This window comes from Buchnera aphidicola (Eriosoma grossulariae), assembly GCF_964059045.1.
In the GTDB taxonomy this organism is placed as follows: Bacteria; Pseudomonadota; Gammaproteobacteria; order Enterobacterales; family Enterobacteriaceae; genus Buchnera_D; species Buchnera_D aphidicola_A.
Map to the genome: position 1 here is coordinate 223,356 of NZ_OZ060402.1, position 16,864 is coordinate 240,219.

15 protein-coding genes are annotated in these 16,864 nt (G+C 23.2%); 4 read left to right on the top strand and 11 right to left on the bottom strand.

Going from position 1 to position 16,864, the window contains the following annotated elements:
- Positions 1-117: 117 nt before the first annotated feature.
- Entirely contained in the window at positions 118-1,542 is a 1,425-nt protein-coding gene (gene lpdA, locus AB4W51_RS00950) for a dihydrolipoyl dehydrogenase (RefSeq protein WP_367676815.1), read from the top strand.
- A gap of 371 nt (positions 1,543-1,913) precedes the next feature.
- Here lpdA and AB4W51_RS00955 read toward each other — a convergent pair whose 3' ends face one another.
- The 9 genes from AB4W51_RS00955 to AB4W51_RS00995 form a co-directional block, all read right to left on the bottom strand.
- On the bottom strand, positions 1,914-2,630 hold the full coding sequence (locus AB4W51_RS00955) for a 5'-methylthioadenosine/adenosylhomocysteine nucleosidase (RefSeq protein WP_367676750.1): 717 nt from the start codon (positions 2,628-2,630) through the stop codon (positions 1,914-1,916).
- 75 nt (positions 2,631-2,705) lie between these two features.
- A complete protein-coding gene (gene erpA / locus AB4W51_RS00960) occupies positions 2,706-3,047 on the bottom strand; it encodes an iron-sulfur cluster insertion protein ErpA (protein WP_367676751.1) in 342 nt (113 codons plus the stop codon).
- 171 nt (positions 3,048-3,218) lie between these two features.
- A complete protein-coding gene (gene ftsZ / locus AB4W51_RS00965) occupies positions 3,219-4,349 on the bottom strand; it encodes a cell division protein FtsZ (protein ID WP_367676752.1) in 1,131 nt (376 codons plus the stop codon).
- 65 nt (positions 4,350-4,414) lie between these two features.
- On the bottom strand, positions 4,415-5,674 hold the full coding sequence (gene ftsA / locus AB4W51_RS00970; RefSeq protein WP_367676753.1) for a cell division protein FtsA: 1,260 nt from the start codon (positions 5,672-5,674) through the stop codon (positions 4,415-4,417).
- Positions 5,675-6,304: 630 nt separating this feature from the next.
- A complete protein-coding gene (gene rsmH / locus AB4W51_RS00975; protein WP_367676754.1) occupies positions 6,305-7,243 on the bottom strand; it encodes a 16S rRNA (cytosine(1402)-N(4))-methyltransferase RsmH in 939 nt (312 codons plus the stop codon).
- 174 nt (positions 7,244-7,417) lie between these two features.
- Positions 7,418-7,897, bottom strand: coding sequence for an acetolactate synthase small subunit (ilvN, locus tag AB4W51_RS00980; protein WP_367676816.1), 480 nt, complete (start codon positions 7,895-7,897; stop codon positions 7,418-7,420).
- Between the two features lie 6 nt (positions 7,898-7,903).
- On the bottom strand, positions 7,904-9,619 hold the full coding sequence (locus tag AB4W51_RS00985; RefSeq protein WP_367676755.1) for an acetolactate synthase 3 large subunit: 1,716 nt from the start codon (positions 9,617-9,619) through the stop codon (positions 7,904-7,906).
- A gap of 324 nt (positions 9,620-9,943) precedes the next feature.
- On the bottom strand, positions 9,944-10,855 hold the full coding sequence (locus AB4W51_RS00990) for an FAD:protein FMN transferase (protein ID WP_367676817.1): 912 nt from the start codon (positions 10,853-10,855) through the stop codon (positions 9,944-9,946).
- The gene (locus AB4W51_RS00995; protein WP_367676756.1) at positions 10,782-10,973 is read right to left on the bottom strand and encodes a hypothetical protein; all 192 of its coding nucleotides are present in this window, start codon (positions 10,971-10,973) and stop codon (positions 10,782-10,784) included. Before AB4W51_RS00995 ends, AB4W51_RS00990 begins: the two co-directional genes overlap by 74 nt.
- Before the next feature lie 566 nt (positions 10,974-11,539).
- Between AB4W51_RS00995 and AB4W51_RS01000 the strand changes: the two genes are divergently transcribed.
- On the top strand, positions 11,540-12,970 hold the full coding sequence (locus AB4W51_RS01000; protein WP_367676757.1) for a Do family serine endopeptidase: 1,431 nt from the start codon (positions 11,540-11,542) through the stop codon (positions 12,968-12,970).
- A gap of 85 nt (positions 12,971-13,055) precedes the next feature.
- On the opposite strand, the gene dapD is transcribed toward AB4W51_RS01000, so the two are convergent.
- Both dapD and map read right to left on the bottom strand, forming a co-directional pair.
- Positions 13,056-13,880 (bottom strand): 2,3,4,5-tetrahydropyridine-2,6-dicarboxylate N-succinyltransferase, encoded by an 825-nt coding sequence (gene dapD / locus AB4W51_RS01005; RefSeq protein WP_367676758.1) that lies wholly within the window; start codon positions 13,878-13,880, stop codon positions 13,056-13,058.
- A gap of 95 nt (positions 13,881-13,975) precedes the next feature.
- Positions 13,976-14,764 carry a type I methionyl aminopeptidase gene (gene map, locus AB4W51_RS01010; RefSeq protein ID WP_367676759.1) on the bottom strand — a complete coding sequence of 263 codons (789 nt, stop codon included), beginning with the start codon at positions 14,762-14,764 and terminating at the stop codon, positions 13,976-13,978.
- 357 nt (positions 14,765-15,121) lie between these two features.
- Here map and rpsB point away from each other — a divergent pair, with 357 nt between their 5' ends.
- Positions 15,122-15,832, top strand: coding sequence for a 30S ribosomal protein S2 (gene rpsB / locus AB4W51_RS01015; protein WP_367676760.1), 711 nt, complete (start codon positions 15,122-15,124; stop codon positions 15,830-15,832).
- 154 nt (positions 15,833-15,986) lie between these two features.
- The gene (tsf, locus tag AB4W51_RS01020; RefSeq protein ID WP_367676761.1) at positions 15,987-16,793 is read left to right on the top strand and encodes a translation elongation factor Ts; all 807 of its coding nucleotides are present in this window, start codon (positions 15,987-15,989) and stop codon (positions 16,791-16,793) included.
- Positions 16,794-16,864: the final 71 nt, after the last annotated feature.

The following is a 16,864-nucleotide window of genomic DNA, read 5'->3' on the forward strand; positions in this document are numbered from 1 at the left end:
ATAAAATAATAAATATATATTATTTAATTGATTCAATATGTATTCAAATTATTTTTTATTTTTGATTGAAGATACTATCTTAATTTTTATTATCTGAAAAAATAAATTGAGATTGTGATTATGAACAAAGAATTACATACACAGGTAGTAGTAATTGGAGCAGGTCCGGCAGGATATACAGCTGCATTCCGTTGTGCTGATTTAGGTTTAAATACGGTTTTAATCGAAAGATATAATACTTTAGGTGGAGTATGTCTTAATGTGGGTTGTATTCCATCTAAATATTTATTAAATATATCTCAAGTGATTAATAATTCAAAAAAATTATCTTTTCAAGGAGTTGAGTTTCAATTTCCTAAATTAGATTTATTGAAAATTAATTTTGAAAAAAATAAAATTATAGATGGTTTGACTAATAACTTAAAAATAATGTCTAAAAAAAGAAATATTCAAATTATACATGGAAAAGCTGTTTTTAATGATAAAAATAGTATTTTCGTAAATGATAATAACGTAAAATATTTAATTTATTTTGACTATGCTATTATTGCTACTGGTTCTAAATCTATAAAATTATCACAATTACCTAATGATGATTCCCGTATTTGGGATTCTACAAATGCATTAGAAATATCTATGATACCAAAACGGTTATTAATTGTTGGTGCTGGTATTATAGGATTAGAAATGGGTACTTTTTATAGTTCAATAGGTTCTAATGTAGATATTATTGATTCATGTGATAAATTACTACCGCTATTAGATCGTGATATTATTAACATTTTTGAAAAAAGTATTAAAAAACAATTTAATATAATTTTAAATAGAACAATTTTATCAGTAGAAAACAAAGTGAATGGAATTTTTGTCACTATGATTGACAAAAAAAATGTAACTCATACTATTTGTTATGATATTATATTAGTAGCTGTAGGAAGAAATCCTATGACACATCATTTAAATCTTGAAAAAATAGGAATTGTATTAGATCAACGTGGTTTCATAAATGTAGATAATCAATTAAAAACAAATATTTCAAATATTTATGCTGTAGGTGATGTAGTAGGTTTTCCTATGTTAGCACATAAAGGAATTTATCAAGCGTCTATTGCTGCAGAGGTTATTTCTGGTCAAAAACATTATTTTAATCCAAGAATAATTCCATCAATAGCATATACTTATCCTGAAATAGCTTGGGTAGGAATTTCTGAATTAGATGCTCAAAGATTAAAAATTGATTATCATAGTGCAAATTTCCCTTGGAAGGCTTCTGGAAAAGCTTTAGCTTCTAATTGTTCAGATGGTATGACTAAATTAATTTTTGATAAAAATACTAATAGAATTATAGGAGGTGCTGTTATTGGTGAGCATGCTGGAGAATTATTAGGTGAAATAGGATTAGCAATTGAAATGGCATGTGATGTAGAAGATATAGCTTTAACAATACATGCTCATCCTACTTTATATGAATCTATTGGTTTATCTGCTAAAATATTTTCAGGTACTATTACTGATCTTCTTAATCACAATAAAAATAAATAAATCTTTTTGATATCAGATATAATAGAGTATTAAAAATATTAATTTATCTGCTTGATATAAGATTATGCAGGTTTAGTACTGCATGATCTTAGTAAATAAGTAATATTGATTTAAATTATAATTATATATATAAAATGATTTTTTTATATTTTAATTAGATGGTTTTAAATAGATATATTATATTTATAATAAAAAACATATCATATAAAAAAATTTATCTTGGTATTCATAATGTTGAATAAAAATAATATTTTTATTCAACATTATGAATACCAAGATAAATTTTTTTATATGATATGTTTTTTATTATTGTTGTCTTGTACATTTTTATTTGCAAATAATATTTATATTTATATTAATAATTTTAAATATTATGAATTTAAAATATGATTGTTTTGATTTAAGTATATAAGTATGTATTCAAGTATATTGAAATTATTTTTGCTAGAAAGAGTAATATATTTTTTAAAATTCATATATCCTGTTTTATTTGCATAATCAGAAATAGATCGAATAATTAAAAATGGAATATTAAATTTATAACATACATGTGCTATAGCAGCACTTTCCATTTCTACTGCAATAGCTGTTGGAAAATTTTTTTTGATAGTTTTTATTATTATTTGATTATTAACAAAAATATCACCAGTAACTAAATCACCTTCCATATACTGAAAATAATTTTTGATAATATTTTTTTTATAAATTTTTAATAATTTATCATTTGCAGTAAAAAATTGAGGACAACCGGGTATTTGCCCTATTTTGTAATTAAAATCAATTAGATTTACATCATAGTAACTAATTAAATTAGGTATGATAAGATCACCTGGTTTAAGTAAATTATGAATACTTCCTGCTGATCCAATATTAATAATAATATTTGGTTTATATAACAAAATTAGTAAAGTAGTTGCAATACTAGCAGATACTTTTCCTATTCCAGTCTGTAAAACAATAATTTTAATTTTATGGTAATATCCAATATGAAATAAATATGAATGATATATTTCTTTAGTTTTGTTATTAATTTTATTAACTAATAATAAGATTTCATCTTGAATTGCACCAACAATGCCAACGATCATATTAATATCTCTGATATTTTATTTTCTATTGTTAATATATTTTTATAACATAAATTAATTTTTATTGATAAAATATTATATACTAAAAGATAATCCACAACCACAAGTAGTTTTTGCATTTGGATTTATAATGATAAATTTAGATCCTTCTAAGTTTTCTTGATAATCTATTTTCCCTCCAATTAAATATTGTAATGTTATAGCATCAATTAAAATTTTTACTCCTAATTTTTCTATTACATGATCATCTTTTTTTATTTTTCTATCAAATATAAAATTGTATTGAAATCCAGAACATCCTCCACCTGTAATATATATTCTTAATTGTATATTTTTATTTTCTTGATTTTTAATTAAATCTTTGACTTTTTCAGCTGCTAAATTGCTAAGATCAATGGGTATATCTAAATTATTCATATTTTTACTTATAATAGTTATATTGGTAATATCATTTTAAAATCAATAATGTCGTGTATTTTTACTGGTAAAAATTAATTTGTTATATATTTTAAAAATTTATTCAAATTAAAATTTTTTTAATAAATTTAATTTATATTTTCAATTTTTTAATATTTTTCATTTTTGTTATTAATTTTGTGATTTTCTTAAAAAAGTAGGAATATCTAAGTAATCTGATTCTTTATGATTTATAGTTTTTTTTAATTCTTGTTTTTTTTTTTCAAGATTATTAACATTTTTATACCGATAGTTCATAAAAACATCTTTTTTTTTGTTTTCATTTAATTGATTGTATTCTTCATTTTGTTGAATTGCAATACCAGTAGCAACAACAGTTACTCGAAGATCATCGTTCATATCAGGATCTAATGATGTACCTATAACTACAGTAGCATTGTCTGATGAAAAAGAACGAATGGTATTACCTACAGATTCGAATTCATCTAATCTTAAATCAAAACCTGCTGTAATATTAACTAAAACACCTTTAGCTCCTGATAAATCAATATCTTCTAACAATGGACTTGAAATAGCTATTGCAGATGCTTCTTCAGCTCTATTATCTCCTGAGGACATACCTGATCCCATCATAGCATATCCCATTTCAGACATAACGGTTCTGACATCAGCGAAATCAACATTCATTAAACCAGGTCTAGTTATTAACTCTGCAATGCCTTGCACGGCTCCTTTTAAAACATTATTTGCGGCACCAAATGCATCTAAAAGAGAAATACCTCGAGATAATACTTTTAATAATTTGTCATTAGGAATAGTAATTAACGAGTCAACATGTTTTGATAATTCGTTTAATCCTTGTTCAGCACAGGTCATTCTTTTTTTCCCTTCAAAATGAAATGGTTTAGTTACTACTGCAACAGTAAGAATTCCTAAATCTTTTGCTATTGCAGCGACTACAGGTGCTGCACCTGTTCCTGTTCCTCCACCCATACCGGCTGCGATAAATACCATATCAGAACCTTCTAAAGTTGATCTTAATTTATCTTTGTCTTCTTCAGCAGAAATTTTTCCTACTTCTGGATTTGCTCCAGCTCCTAATCCTTTTGTAATATTCATTCCTATTTGTATTGTTTGTGCTACTTCTATTTTTCTTAGTGCTTGAGCATCTGTGTTGATTGAAAAAAATTCTACTCCTTCAATTTTTTCTCTAATCATATATTCAACTGCATTACCACCTCCTCCTCCAACACCTATGACTTTTATAATTGCATTATTGCTTAATTCAATAGATTCAAACATATTTTTCTCCAAATATTGTTTTTAATGACATTTTAGTAAATATTTTTATTTAATATTATTTGTTATTATTTTTTTTTTTGGATCCAATAATTAATTTTTTTTAACCATATTTGAAAATAATTTTTTTTATTTATTTTTTTTTGTTGTTTTTGTATATAATGTTTTTTCCCATAATACAATAATCCAATTACAGTAGAATAATTAGGATCATTAAAATTGTTAATCAAACCAGGTATAGGATGAGGTAATCCAATTCTTACTTTTTTTTTAAAAATTTTTTCAGCACACATTTTTAATGATTTTAGTTTAGCACTTCCTCCTGTTAATACAATTCCAGATAAAATTTGATATTTTTTACCATTTTCTTTCAGTTTTTTTTGTATTGCAATAATTTCATTATTGACTATATTGAATAATTCACAACATCTTAGTTCTATTACTTCATTTAAGATACTTTTTTTAAATTTTTGTGTATTAATTCCAGATATATTCATAACTTCAATATGTTCTGAATTTTCTATCATCAAACTATTTTCTATACCGTGTATTGTTTTTATGTTTTCAGCGTTAGTTTGAGAAGTGGATAATGCATATGCAATATCATTGGTAATAATATTTCCAGCATAAGGAATCACTTGACTATGTTGTAGTATACCAGCAATATAAACTGTGATATCTAAAGTACCACCACCCATGTCAATTAAACATACTCCTGATTCTTTTTCTTCATTATTTAAAACTGATTGACTAGATGCTAATCCTGAAAAAATTAATTGATTAACTTTTATTCCACATTGATTAATTGATTTAATAATATTGTTTTTGGTAGTTTTATGACATGTAATTAAATGTACATGAGCTTTCATTCTCATGCCAGACAAACCGATTGGATTTTTAATTTCTATTTGGTGATCTATTTCATATTCTTGAGGAATTACATGTAAAATATGATGTTCATGGTATATTTTTACTGATTTAGCTGTATAAATTACGTGATTAATGTCATTTTTAGTAACTTCTTTATGTCTAATTGGAATCATTCCTATTTCATTTTGACAGTGGATATCTTTATTTGAAAAAGCTAAATAAATAGAAGAAACATGAGTTTTGGACATTATTTCAGCTTGATGAATAGATTTTTTTATGCATTTAGTTATGGATTCTAAATCGTTAATAGTACCATTATGCATTCCACGGGATAGACAATTACCTACTCCAATAATATTAATTGTACCATCAAGTAATATTTCTCCTATTAAAGTTGAAATTTTTGTAGTTCCGATATCTAACCCGACTATTATTTTTTTTTCTGCTGATTGAATCATTTTTATCCTGTTTCTTATTTATAATGATTGTATTAATTAAATTAATTAAATAAATGATATTATTATTAATAATTATCATTCACAGTTAATATAGAATCAAGATTGTTAATATTTATTTTATATTTTTTGATGATTAATGTAATATTGAAGTATTAAAAGAAATGTTCATTTTTTTATATTTTTATTTATAATGTAAAATAGATATAAATTTTATTTATTTTGTTTAAATTATCAGATTAATATAATAAAATTTTTAAAAATATTTTTGCTAAAAAATTATTGAATGAAAATTATTTATTTGTATTATGATCATTTTAATGAAAAAAATAATTTTTTATGAATTAATGTTTTGATATCATAATTAATATTTTTTTCAATTATATTTTTTTTAAAATGGATTTTTTAAGCATTGATTATAATTTTTAATTATGAATATGAAATAAAAAATAATTATAATCAATAAAAATATTAAAAATATTTCATACTGGATATATATAAATATATTTTTTATATTATATCATATATTATATTTATATTCTAAAATAGTTTGAAAATAAATAATTTATTATATCGAACATTTTGATCATTTCATATTTTTAAATATTTTTTTTAAAAAAATATTTTTTTATATTATTTAATGAGTTCAGCAATTCTTAAGGTTGCACTTCTAGATCTTTTATTTGTATTTATTTCTTGTTTGGTTGGATTGATTTTATCTATTTTTTTAAATCTAAAATTACATTTTTCAGATAATATTGTTTCATTGATAGGTAGATTGATTGGTATTATTTTTTGATTACTGTTTTGATTGATAAAATTTTTTACAATACGATCTTCTAGTGAATGAAAAGTAATAATTAACAAACGACCACCAGGGGTTAAAATATTTATAACATTTTTTAATAGTATTTTAATTTCTTCTAATTCATTATTGATGAATATTCGTATAGCCTGAAAACTTTTTGTAGCAGGATGTTTTTTTCGGTATTTTTTAGAAACAATTTTTTCAATTAAATTAGATAATTCTAATGTTCTGGTGATTGGTTTTTTTTTGTTTTGTTGAATAATGGCACATGCTATTTTTTTTGCATATGATTCTTCACCATAATTTTTAAGAATTTTAAATAAATTATTTTCTTTGGTTTGCAACAACCATTTTGAAGCTGTAATGTTTTCTTGAGGATTCATTCTCATATCTAATGGTCCATCTTTCATAAAAGAAAAACCACGTTTTGGATTATCTAATTGTGGTGAAGATACTCCTAAATCTATAATAATTCCATTAATTTTTTTTATAAAATTTAATTTTTTTGCATAATGATATATTTTAGAGAAATTACCATGAATAAAATGCAATCTAGAATCATTTATAGTATTGGAGTATTTTTTACTTTCTGGATCTTTATCAATCGCAAATATTTTACCTTCTTTTCCTAGATTTTGTAAAATTTTTTTAGAATGACCACCATATCCAAATGTAGCATCAAGATAAATGCCATTTTTTTTAATATTTAAAAATTTTATTACTTCATTTAACATTATTGGTATATGTAGTTGTTTATTTATCATGATAAAAATAATAATTTTATATAAAAATATTATTGTATCATAGTTTTTAGAATAGTTGTTTTAAAAATAATTTATTATTTTTAAAAGATCAGTATGATTAAAGTTTTGTTAACTATCATAAATACAGTTAATTATGAATCACACTGATTATTAAATAATAAAGCTTTTGATTGATTAATTTTTTGTAATTCCGATGATACCTGATCGAACTATTTCAAGTATTTTTGAAATTTCTTTTATTAAATTAATAAAAATATCTATTTTTTCGCTAGATTCAGATAATTGAATCACATAAGTACATGTTGTCATATTTACAATTTTACCTTGGAAAATATTTGTTATTCTATAAATTTCTGATTGATTTTTTTGGTTTTTTTGCACTTTAACTAACATGGTTTCTATTTCTATATGTGTTTTTTTATCAATTTTTATAACACTTAGTACATCTATTAGTTTATGTAGTTGTTTTTCAATTTGTTCAATAACTTTTTCTTCGCCTATGGTTTGTATAGTCATTTTTGAAATAGTTGGATTATCAGTAGGAGCAACTGTAACACTTTCAATATTATAATTTCTTTGTGAAAATAATCCTATTACTCTTGATAACGCACCAGATTCATTTTCTAGTAAAATTGATAAAATTTTTCGCATAATAACTCCTTAATTGTTTCTTAATAACATTTCGTTCATTCCACCACCTCTAATTTGCATAGGATAGACATGTTCCGAATGATCAATTTGTATATTTAAAAAAACTAAATTATTTTTTTTGACATAAAAAAGTGCTGATTTTAATTTTTTTTCTAGTTTATTTGGAGAATCAACATGCATACCAATATGTCCATATGATTCTACTAATTGAACGAAATCTGGTAATGATTTCATATATGAATGTGAGTGTCTACCTTCATAAATTAAATCTTGCCATTGTTTTACCATTCCAAGTGATTTGTTGTTAAGATTGATAATTAAAATAGGTAACTGATATTGTTTTGCTGTAGATAATTCTTGAATATTCATTTGGATACTACCATCTCCAGTAATACAAATTACAGTTTCATTTGGAAATGCAAGTTTTACACCAAGTGCTGCAGGCAGTCCAAATCCCATTGTTCCAAGACCTCCAGAATTAATCCATCGTCTAGGTTGATTAAATGGATAATATAATGCTGCAAACATTTGGTGTTGTCCAACATCTGAAGTAATAAAAGCTTTTCCTTGAGTTAATTTCCAAATATATTGAATAACTGTTTGTGGTTTAATATTTTTTTCATCTTGATAATATTTTAAACTATTTTTAGATCTCCATTGATTTATTAATTTCCACCATTCTGTTAAATTATTTTTTAAAATATTTTTTTTATTGTTTTTTAATATAGCAATCATTTCTTGAAGGATACATTTTGCATCTCCGATAATTGGAATATCTGATGTTACTGTTTTAGAGATTGAAGTAGGATCAATATCTATATGTAATATTTTAGCGTTTGGACAATATTTTTCTAAATTATTGGTTGTCCTGTCATCAAAACGTACACCTATAGCAAAAATTAAATCTGAATGATGCATAGTCATATTAGCTTCATATGTTCCATGCATTCCTAGCATAGAAAGATTTTGAATATGATTACCAGGAAAACAACCTAAACCCATTAATGATGTGGTGACAGGTAGATTAAGAATTTCAGCAATATTTTTTAATTCTTTGTGACTAGATGAACTAATAACGCCTCCACCAGCATAAATAACGGGTTTTTTTGCATTAATTAGTGTTTTTATTGCATTTTTAATTTGATTTTCTTGTCCTTTTTTGATGGGATTATAAGAACGGATATGTACATTATTTGGCCAAATATATGTGATTTTATGATTTGGATTTAAAATATCTTTTGGTAAATCAATTACGACAGGACCAGGTCGACCGCTATTTGCTAAAAAAAAGGCTTTTTTAAATATTTCTGGAATGTCTTGTGTTTTTTTTACTAAAAAACTATGTTTAACTATTGGTCTTGATATGCCTATCATATCACATTCTTGAAAAGCATCATATCCGATAAGAGATGAGGCTACTTGTCCAGATATAATGACCATTGGAATTGAATCCATATAAGCAGTGGCTATACCAGTAATAGCATTAGTAGCACCAGGACCGGATGTCACTAAAACTACTCCTGTTTTTCCAGTAGCTCTTGCATAACCATCAGCCATATGAGTAGCACCTTGTTCATGTCTAACTAAAATATGTTTGACACCTCTGATTGTTTTTAAAGCATCATAAATATCTAATACAGCTCCTCCTGGATATCCAAATATATATTTTATTCCTTGATCAATTAAAGATTGAACAACCATTTCCGCACCTGATAATATTTTCATATTGTCTCCAAATAAAATTAATATTACATATTGTTTAAATGAATTTGTACTAATTAATATTCATTATTTGATATAGTTTATTGTTATTTTAAAATGTATATATGGAGTTAAAAAATTAATAATTTTTTTTATTAATTATTAATAATATTTATATTTTATTTAAGATAAATTTAAAAATAATTTATTATTGTATATTAAATGTAAAATTTTATTCTATTAGAATTAATATTTATATTTATTGAAAATATCGAGAATTAATTTTTTGTTTTTTTGATTATTTAGTTATTCATAATTATTTTATTAATGTTTTATTTAATTTAATTACTATAACAAAAATTTTTTAAATTCAGGAGAATACCATATTGAAAAGTATTTTTTTTCCTTTTTAATTAAACAAACAGATAATTTCTCAAAAATAGCTATTTTTTTTGCTTCTTTAAAACCTAATATCATTAAAGCTGTATCCCAAGCATCGGCTTCTAGTGCAGAATTAGATATTATACTTACAGATAGTAAACTATTGTTTATTGGTTTTCCAGTAACAGGATTAATCAGATGAGATATTTTTTTATTATTTAATTTGTAGTAATTATGATAGACACCTGAAGTGCTAATAGATTTTCCGTTTAAATTAACTATAGTGTTAATAGTATTTTCTTTTTCGAATGGAGATAATATTCCTACAGGAATAATTTTATTTTTATCTATTGAATGGCTGATAACTACTCCTCCAATAGAAATAATATAGTTTTTAATTTTATAATTTTTGAGAATTTTTTTTATTTCTTCTGCAGCAAATCCTTCTCCCATTGTAGATAAATTAATTTTAATTTGTGATATATTTTTTGTAATATACGTTCCGGATATATTTTGAATTAATTGAATATTTTGTATTCCTGTTTTTTGAATAGTATTTTTAATTTTTTCTATTGAAGGATAATGTAGTATCTTATTTCCAGGACCAAACCCCCACATATTTATTAAATTTCCTATAGTAATATCTAATGCACCATGAGTTTTTTTCCCTATACACAGTCCTGTAAGAATTATTTTTTTTAAATTTTGATCGATTAATTTTGGTTGATTAGCTTTATATTGATTAAAAATAGATACAAATGATTTTTTATTCCAAGATGAAATTTGTTTTTCATAAATATTTAGCTTATGAGTAATATTTTTTTTTATAATGTTGATTTTTTTTTTTAGTTTCGATTTCTGGAATTGTAATTTTCCAATATGTACCCATTGTTTTACCTTGTATGGTCTGATATTTTTGTTTTATTTGGCATATATGAAGATTATATATTATGCAAAAAATATAAAATAATAAGTTTAAATTAATTGTTGTTAACATGTATTGTTCACCATGGTTTTTATTAATACTAAATAGTATCTGTATTATATTTATGTAATAGAATAAATTATTAAAAATTAGAATATTATTTTGCAATATATTATAGATTATTACAGTTTTTACTTTTTAAAATATTATTCAATTATTTCATTTTTATTGGTTGTATATTTTTTAAAATAGATTTTTATTTTTCATAAAAACTATTTTAAAAAATATATTTATGTTTAATTTTTTTAAAAATTGGAATTAATTTAATTATTTTTAATATAAATATTATTATATATAATGTTTATAATATTTAAAAAATTATTTTAAATTAATATTTATTAATTTATTTTAATAAAAAAAAATGTTTTTATTTCATTTTATTTTGTATTAATAATATTATTATATTTTATTAAAAAATTAGTTTTTTAATTATAAATACGATTTTTAACATAATTAATAGGATTATATAGAATATTCAGCAACTAAATAGGCTAATACAGTATATATTATTTTTTTATTGTATACTATTGTTCCAAATCTTACTTTTTTGGAATATATTGTAATTTGAGAATAGAATAATGAAAAAAATATACATAATAGTACAGGTGTTATTGACCATAACACTATTAATGTTTTGTAATATAGCGTATTCTAGTAATTTAGAAAAATCTATTTTAAAACCAGTAATTCCAAGTTTAGCACCTATGTTAGAAAGAATTATACCTTCTATTGTAAGTATTAATGTAGAAGGTGTTGTCTCTATTCGTAAACATCGTTTATCAGATTTTTCTCCATCATTATTCGATCCTAATTCGATTTTATATAAAAATACTTCTTTTTTACAATATTCATCTCTACATCTCAATTCTTATAAAAAAAATAGAATTTTTCATAAAAATTTTCATGCTTTAGGATCTGGAGTTATTATCAATTCTAAAGAAGGTTATGTAGTTACTAATAATCATGTAGTTGAAAATGTTAAAACAATAAAAGTAAATTTAAGTGACGGTCGTTGTTATTCAGCTAAGATAGTTGGCAGAGACCGTCGTTCTGATATTGCATTATTAAAATTAACAATAGCAAATAATTTAACTGCTATTACTATATCTAATTCGGATTTGGTCAAAGTTGGAGATTTTGCGATAGCTATTGGTAATCCTTATGGATTAGGAGAAACAGTTACATCTGGAATTATATCTGCTTTAGGTCGTAGTGGTCTGCATTTAAAAAATTATGAAAATTTTATTCAGACTGATGCAGCTATTAATCGTGGTAATTCTGGAGGTGCATTAGTTAATTTACAGGGTGAATTAATAGGTATTAATACGGCTATTTTAGCCCCTAATGGAGGTAATATTGGTATTGGTTTTGCAATTCCAAGTAATATGATCAGGCATGTTACTCAGCAAATTATAAAATATGGTCGTGTAACAAGAATTAAATTAGGTATTATTGGGACTGAATTAAATGCAGATATTGCTAAAATAATGAGATTAAATTCTTGTCGTGGAGCATTAGTAAGTGAAGTTTTAAAATATTCTTTAGCAGAGAAATCAGGTATAAAATCAGGTGATATCATTGTTTCAATTAATAAAAAATTTATATCTAATTTTTCAATGTTTCGTGCTGAAATGAGTATGTTTACCAAAAATACAAAAATTAGATTAGGAATATTAAGAAAAGGTTTCTTATATAAAATTGTATTTATATTAAAAGATGATATTAATCAGAAAATTTATTCTTTACAATCATATAAATTTCTTATAGGAGCTTTTGGTTGCAATTATTACAATTTTAAAAAAAATCAATTTATTAAATTATATTATGTTTTAAAAGATAGTTTAGCTTATGATCAAGGATTTAAACAGAATGATATTATTATTGATGTCAACAATTATATTATACATAATTTGAATAATTTAAAAATAATTTTATCTAAAAAAATTGATTTAGTTGTTTTTCATATCCAACGTGAAAATAACATAATTTATTTAGTATTACAAGAGTGATAATTCAAATATAGTCCGCCAATTAAATATTCAGGCGGACTAAAAATTATTTTTTAATATATTTTTATGATGAAGAATGTAATATTTATTGAATTTCTCTTAATAATTGATTTAATTCAACTTTTTTTAAAGTTTTGTTGTCTACAGTTTTTACTATAACTGCACAATATAAATTACATAATCCGGTTTTTGAAGGTAAAGTTCCTGAAACTACTACAGAATTTTTTGGTATTTTACCATAAAATATTTTATTTTTTTCTCGATCATAAATTTTAGTACTTTGTCCAATAAAAACACCCATAGAAATTACAGAACCTTCTTCAATGATTACACCTTCTACAATTTCAGAACGTGCTCCAATGAAACAATTATCTTCAATAATAGTAGGATTATTTTGCAAGGGTTCTAATACTCCTCCAATACCTACTCCACCTGAAATATGTACATTTTTTCCTATTTGAGCACATGAACCTATTGTAGCCCAGGTATCAATCATGGTATTTTGGTCAATATAAGCTCCTATGTTAATGTATGATGGCATTAATATTGTATTTTTAGCAATAAAAGCACCATGTCGAACAGTAGCTTGAGGAACAATTCTGACTTGTTCTTGTTGAAATTGTTCTTCAGTATATCTTTGATATTTTAATGGAATTTTGTCAAAATATGATTGTGTATCATTTTTTATGATTTTGTTTTTATTAAAATAAAAATTTAACAAAATAGCTTTTTTTAACCATTGATGTGTGATCCACTGATTATTAATTTTTTCAGAAACTCTTAACTGTCCTGTATTTAACATATCAATAACATATTTTATTTGTTTTTTTTCTGATTGGATATTTTTTTTAGTAATAATTTCATTTTTATTATCAAATATTGTTTCAATTATTTTTTGGTATTGATCCATTTTTTATCCTGATGGTATTTTCTAATGTATATTTGATACATTTGTTCATGTATTATATTTAATAAATTATATATTATAATTAATAAAGCATTTTTCTAGTTAATAAAAAATTTAGAAATATTTTCTTGATATTGTTTTGTTAGTACTTCACATCCGTTTTCAGTAACTAAAATTGTATGTTCATATTGTGCAGATAAACTACGATCTTTAGTTTTTACAGTCCACTGATCTTTCATTAATTTTATTTCTCTGCTTCCAGTATTCACCATGGGTTCAATTGTAAAAATCATATTTTTTTTTAAAACAATTCCTTGATCATCTCCTTCATAATGTAGTATTTGAGGTTCTTCATGAAAATTTTTTCCTATTCCATGTCCACAATATTCTTGAACTACTGAAAAATCATGTTTTTCGACATATTTTTGAATAGTTGTTCCAATTTTTTTTAAAGGTATGCCAGGTTTTATAATAGATAAGGATAAATATAAACTATTTAATGTTATTTGACATAATCTTTTTCCTAATATACTAGTTTTTTGTACAATATACATTCTAGAAGCATCACCGTAATATTGGTTTTTAAGTATAGCAATATCAATATTAACAATATCACCGATTTTTAAAATTTTTTTTGTATTTGGTATTCCATGACAAACAACATCATTAATGGAAATACATATTGATTTTGGATAACCTCGATATCCTAAACAAGCTGGTATAGCTTTTTGTACATTTTTGATATAATCATGACAAATTTGATTTATTTTTTCAGTATTCATATTAGGAATGATATATTCTTCAATCATATCTAAAACATTTGCAGCAAGTTGGCAAGATAATCTAATTTTTTCGATTTCTTGATTTGTTTTTATAGGAATTGTCATTTTTCAGAATTTTGAATAATTTATATGATTAAATATATTAATAGAAAAATATTTTAAAAAACATTTATATTTAAAATAATTAAAAATATGAATATAATTTTATAATTTTCATAATGAATAATTCATATTTTTTAATAGTTTTATTAAGATAATTTTTTATACTAACAATTGTTAGTATCATTAATTTCATTTATAATACATCAAATACAAAGATATTTGATATTATTAAATTTTTTTTTTGTATAATAATAATATATAATGAAAAAAATATATTTTGTTTTTTATTTAAAATTATGTTTTTATTAAAATAATAATTTTTTTGATTTATTAATTTTTTGATATATGGTTGAGGTTTATATGACAGTAATTTCGATGAGAGATATGTTAAAAGCAGGTGTGCATTTTGGTCATCAAACGCGTTATTGGAATCCTAAAATGAAACCATTTATTTATGGTTCTCGTAATAGAGTTCACATTATTAATCTAGAAAAAACTTTACCTATGTTTAATATATCTACATCAGAATTAAAAAAAATTTTTTTAAAAAAAGGTAAAATTTTATTTGTTGGTACTAAAAAAGCAGCCAGTGAAGGAATTAAAAATATTGCAATTAATCTTAATCAATTTTATGTTAATCATCGTTGGCTGGGTGGTATGTTAACTAATTGGAAAACTGTACGTCAATCAATTAAACGTTTGAAAGATTTAGAATTAGAATCGAATGATGGCACATTTGAAAAATTAACTAAAAAAGAAGCACTTATAAGATACAGAGAATTATATAAGTTAGAAAATAGTTTAGGTGGAATTAAAAATATGGGTGGTTTACCAGATGCATTATTTATAGTTGATGCAGAACATGAAAATATTGCAGTGAAAGAAGCAAATAATTTGGGAATTCCGGTGTTTGCTATTGTTGACACCAATTCTAATCCTGATGGGGTTGATTTTATTATTCCAGGTAATGATGATGCTGTACGTGCTATCAATTTATATTTAACTAGTATTACTGCAATTTTATTAAAGCATTCTGATAATATTAATAAAATAAGTATATGTGAGGTTTAATTAACTGATCATATTTCATTAAAATATTATTTTTATGATTAACATTTTATTATTCATGATTTAGTAATTTTTTATAAAATATCTTTAGTATATAATTTTTAGTATCAATGTTTTATTTTATTTATTGGATATAATTTTTTCAAGGAATTTAAAAATGATTTATTGTGTTACAGCTGTTTTAGTTAAAGCATTGAGACAACGTACTGGTGTTGGTATTATGGAATGTAAAAGAGCACTTTTAGAAGAAAATGGTAATCTTGAATTAGCTGTTGATAATTTAAGAAAAAATGGTTTAACTCGAGCATTAGAAAAGCGATCAAAAATTGCGTCACAAGGGTCTATTTTTGTTTATGTCAATAATAATATAGGTGCAATTTTAGAAGTTAACTGTGAAACTGATTTTGTTGCTAGAAGCATTGATTTTTTAAAATTTGGAAAAGAAATTATTCGAACAGCAGTGTTAAAAAAAATTTCAAATCTTGATATATTGAAAAATACATTTGAATCATTAAGATTAAATTTAATTGCAAAAGTTGCTGAAAATATTATTATTCGTAGATTTAAATTAATAGCAGGTCGTAATAAAATAGGTTCTTATGTTCATGTTTCTCGTATTGGTGTATTGTTAAATTCTAATTTAAATGATCTTGATTTAGTTAAAAAAATAGCGATGCATATTGCAGCTAGTAAACCAGAGTATATAAGCATAGAAGATATACCAAATGATGTTTTAGATCGAGAGAAAAAAATTCAACTGGATTTAGTAAAAAAATCTAAAAAATCTTTAATAATTACTCAAAAAATTGTTAATGGCAAGATGAGTAAATTTATGAGTGAAATTTCTTTATTAGAGCAAGATTTTATTTTAGATACTAAAATAAAAGTAAAAGATTTTTTAAATCAACATTCAGGAAGAGTGGAATCTTTTGTTCGATTTGAACTTGGCGATTCAATTAAATAATTATTTTTAAAAATTTTTAATTATTACTTCTATTTTTATGAATATACATTTTCATATTTTTATTTAATTAG

Bases quoted from the DNA above. Each gene is read 5' to 3' on its own strand.
- AB4W51_RS00955 (WP_367676750.1), bottom strand. From the start codon at position 2,630: ATGATCGTTGGCATTGTTGGTGCAATTCAAGATGAAATCTTATTATTA.
- erpA (WP_367676751.1), bottom strand. From the start codon at position 3,047: ATGAATAATTTAGATATACCCATTGATCTTAGCAATTTAGCAGCTGAA.
- ftsZ (WP_367676752.1), bottom strand. From the start codon at position 4,349: ATGTTTGAATCTATTGAATTAAGCAATAATGCAATTATAAAAGTCATA.
- ftsA (WP_367676753.1), bottom strand. From the start codon at position 5,674: ATGATTCAATCAGCAGAAAAAAAAATAATAGTCGGGTTAGATATCGGA.
- rsmH (WP_367676754.1), bottom strand. From the start codon at position 7,243: ATGATAAATAAACAACTACATATACCAATAATGTTAAATGAAGTAATA.
- AB4W51_RS00985 (WP_367676755.1), bottom strand. From the start codon at position 9,619: ATGAAAATATTATCAGGTGCGGAAATGGTTGTTCAATCTTTAATTGAT.
- AB4W51_RS00995 (WP_367676756.1), bottom strand. From the start codon at position 10,973: ATGTTAACAACAATTAATTTAAACTTATTATTTTATATTTTTTGCATA.
- AB4W51_RS01000 (WP_367676757.1), top strand. From the start codon at position 11,540: ATGAAAAAAATATACATAATAGTACAGGTGTTATTGACCATAACACTA.
- dapD (WP_367676758.1), bottom strand. From the start codon at position 13,880: ATGGATCAATACCAAAAAATAATTGAAACAATATTTGATAATAAAAAT.
- map (WP_367676759.1), bottom strand. From the start codon at position 14,764: ATGACAATTCCTATAAAAACAAATCAAGAAATCGAAAAAATTAGATTA.
- rpsB (WP_367676760.1), top strand. From the start codon at position 15,122: ATGACAGTAATTTCGATGAGAGATATGTTAAAAGCAGGTGTGCATTTT.
- tsf (WP_367676761.1), top strand. From the start codon at position 15,987: ATGATTTATTGTGTTACAGCTGTTTTAGTTAAAGCATTGAGACAACGT.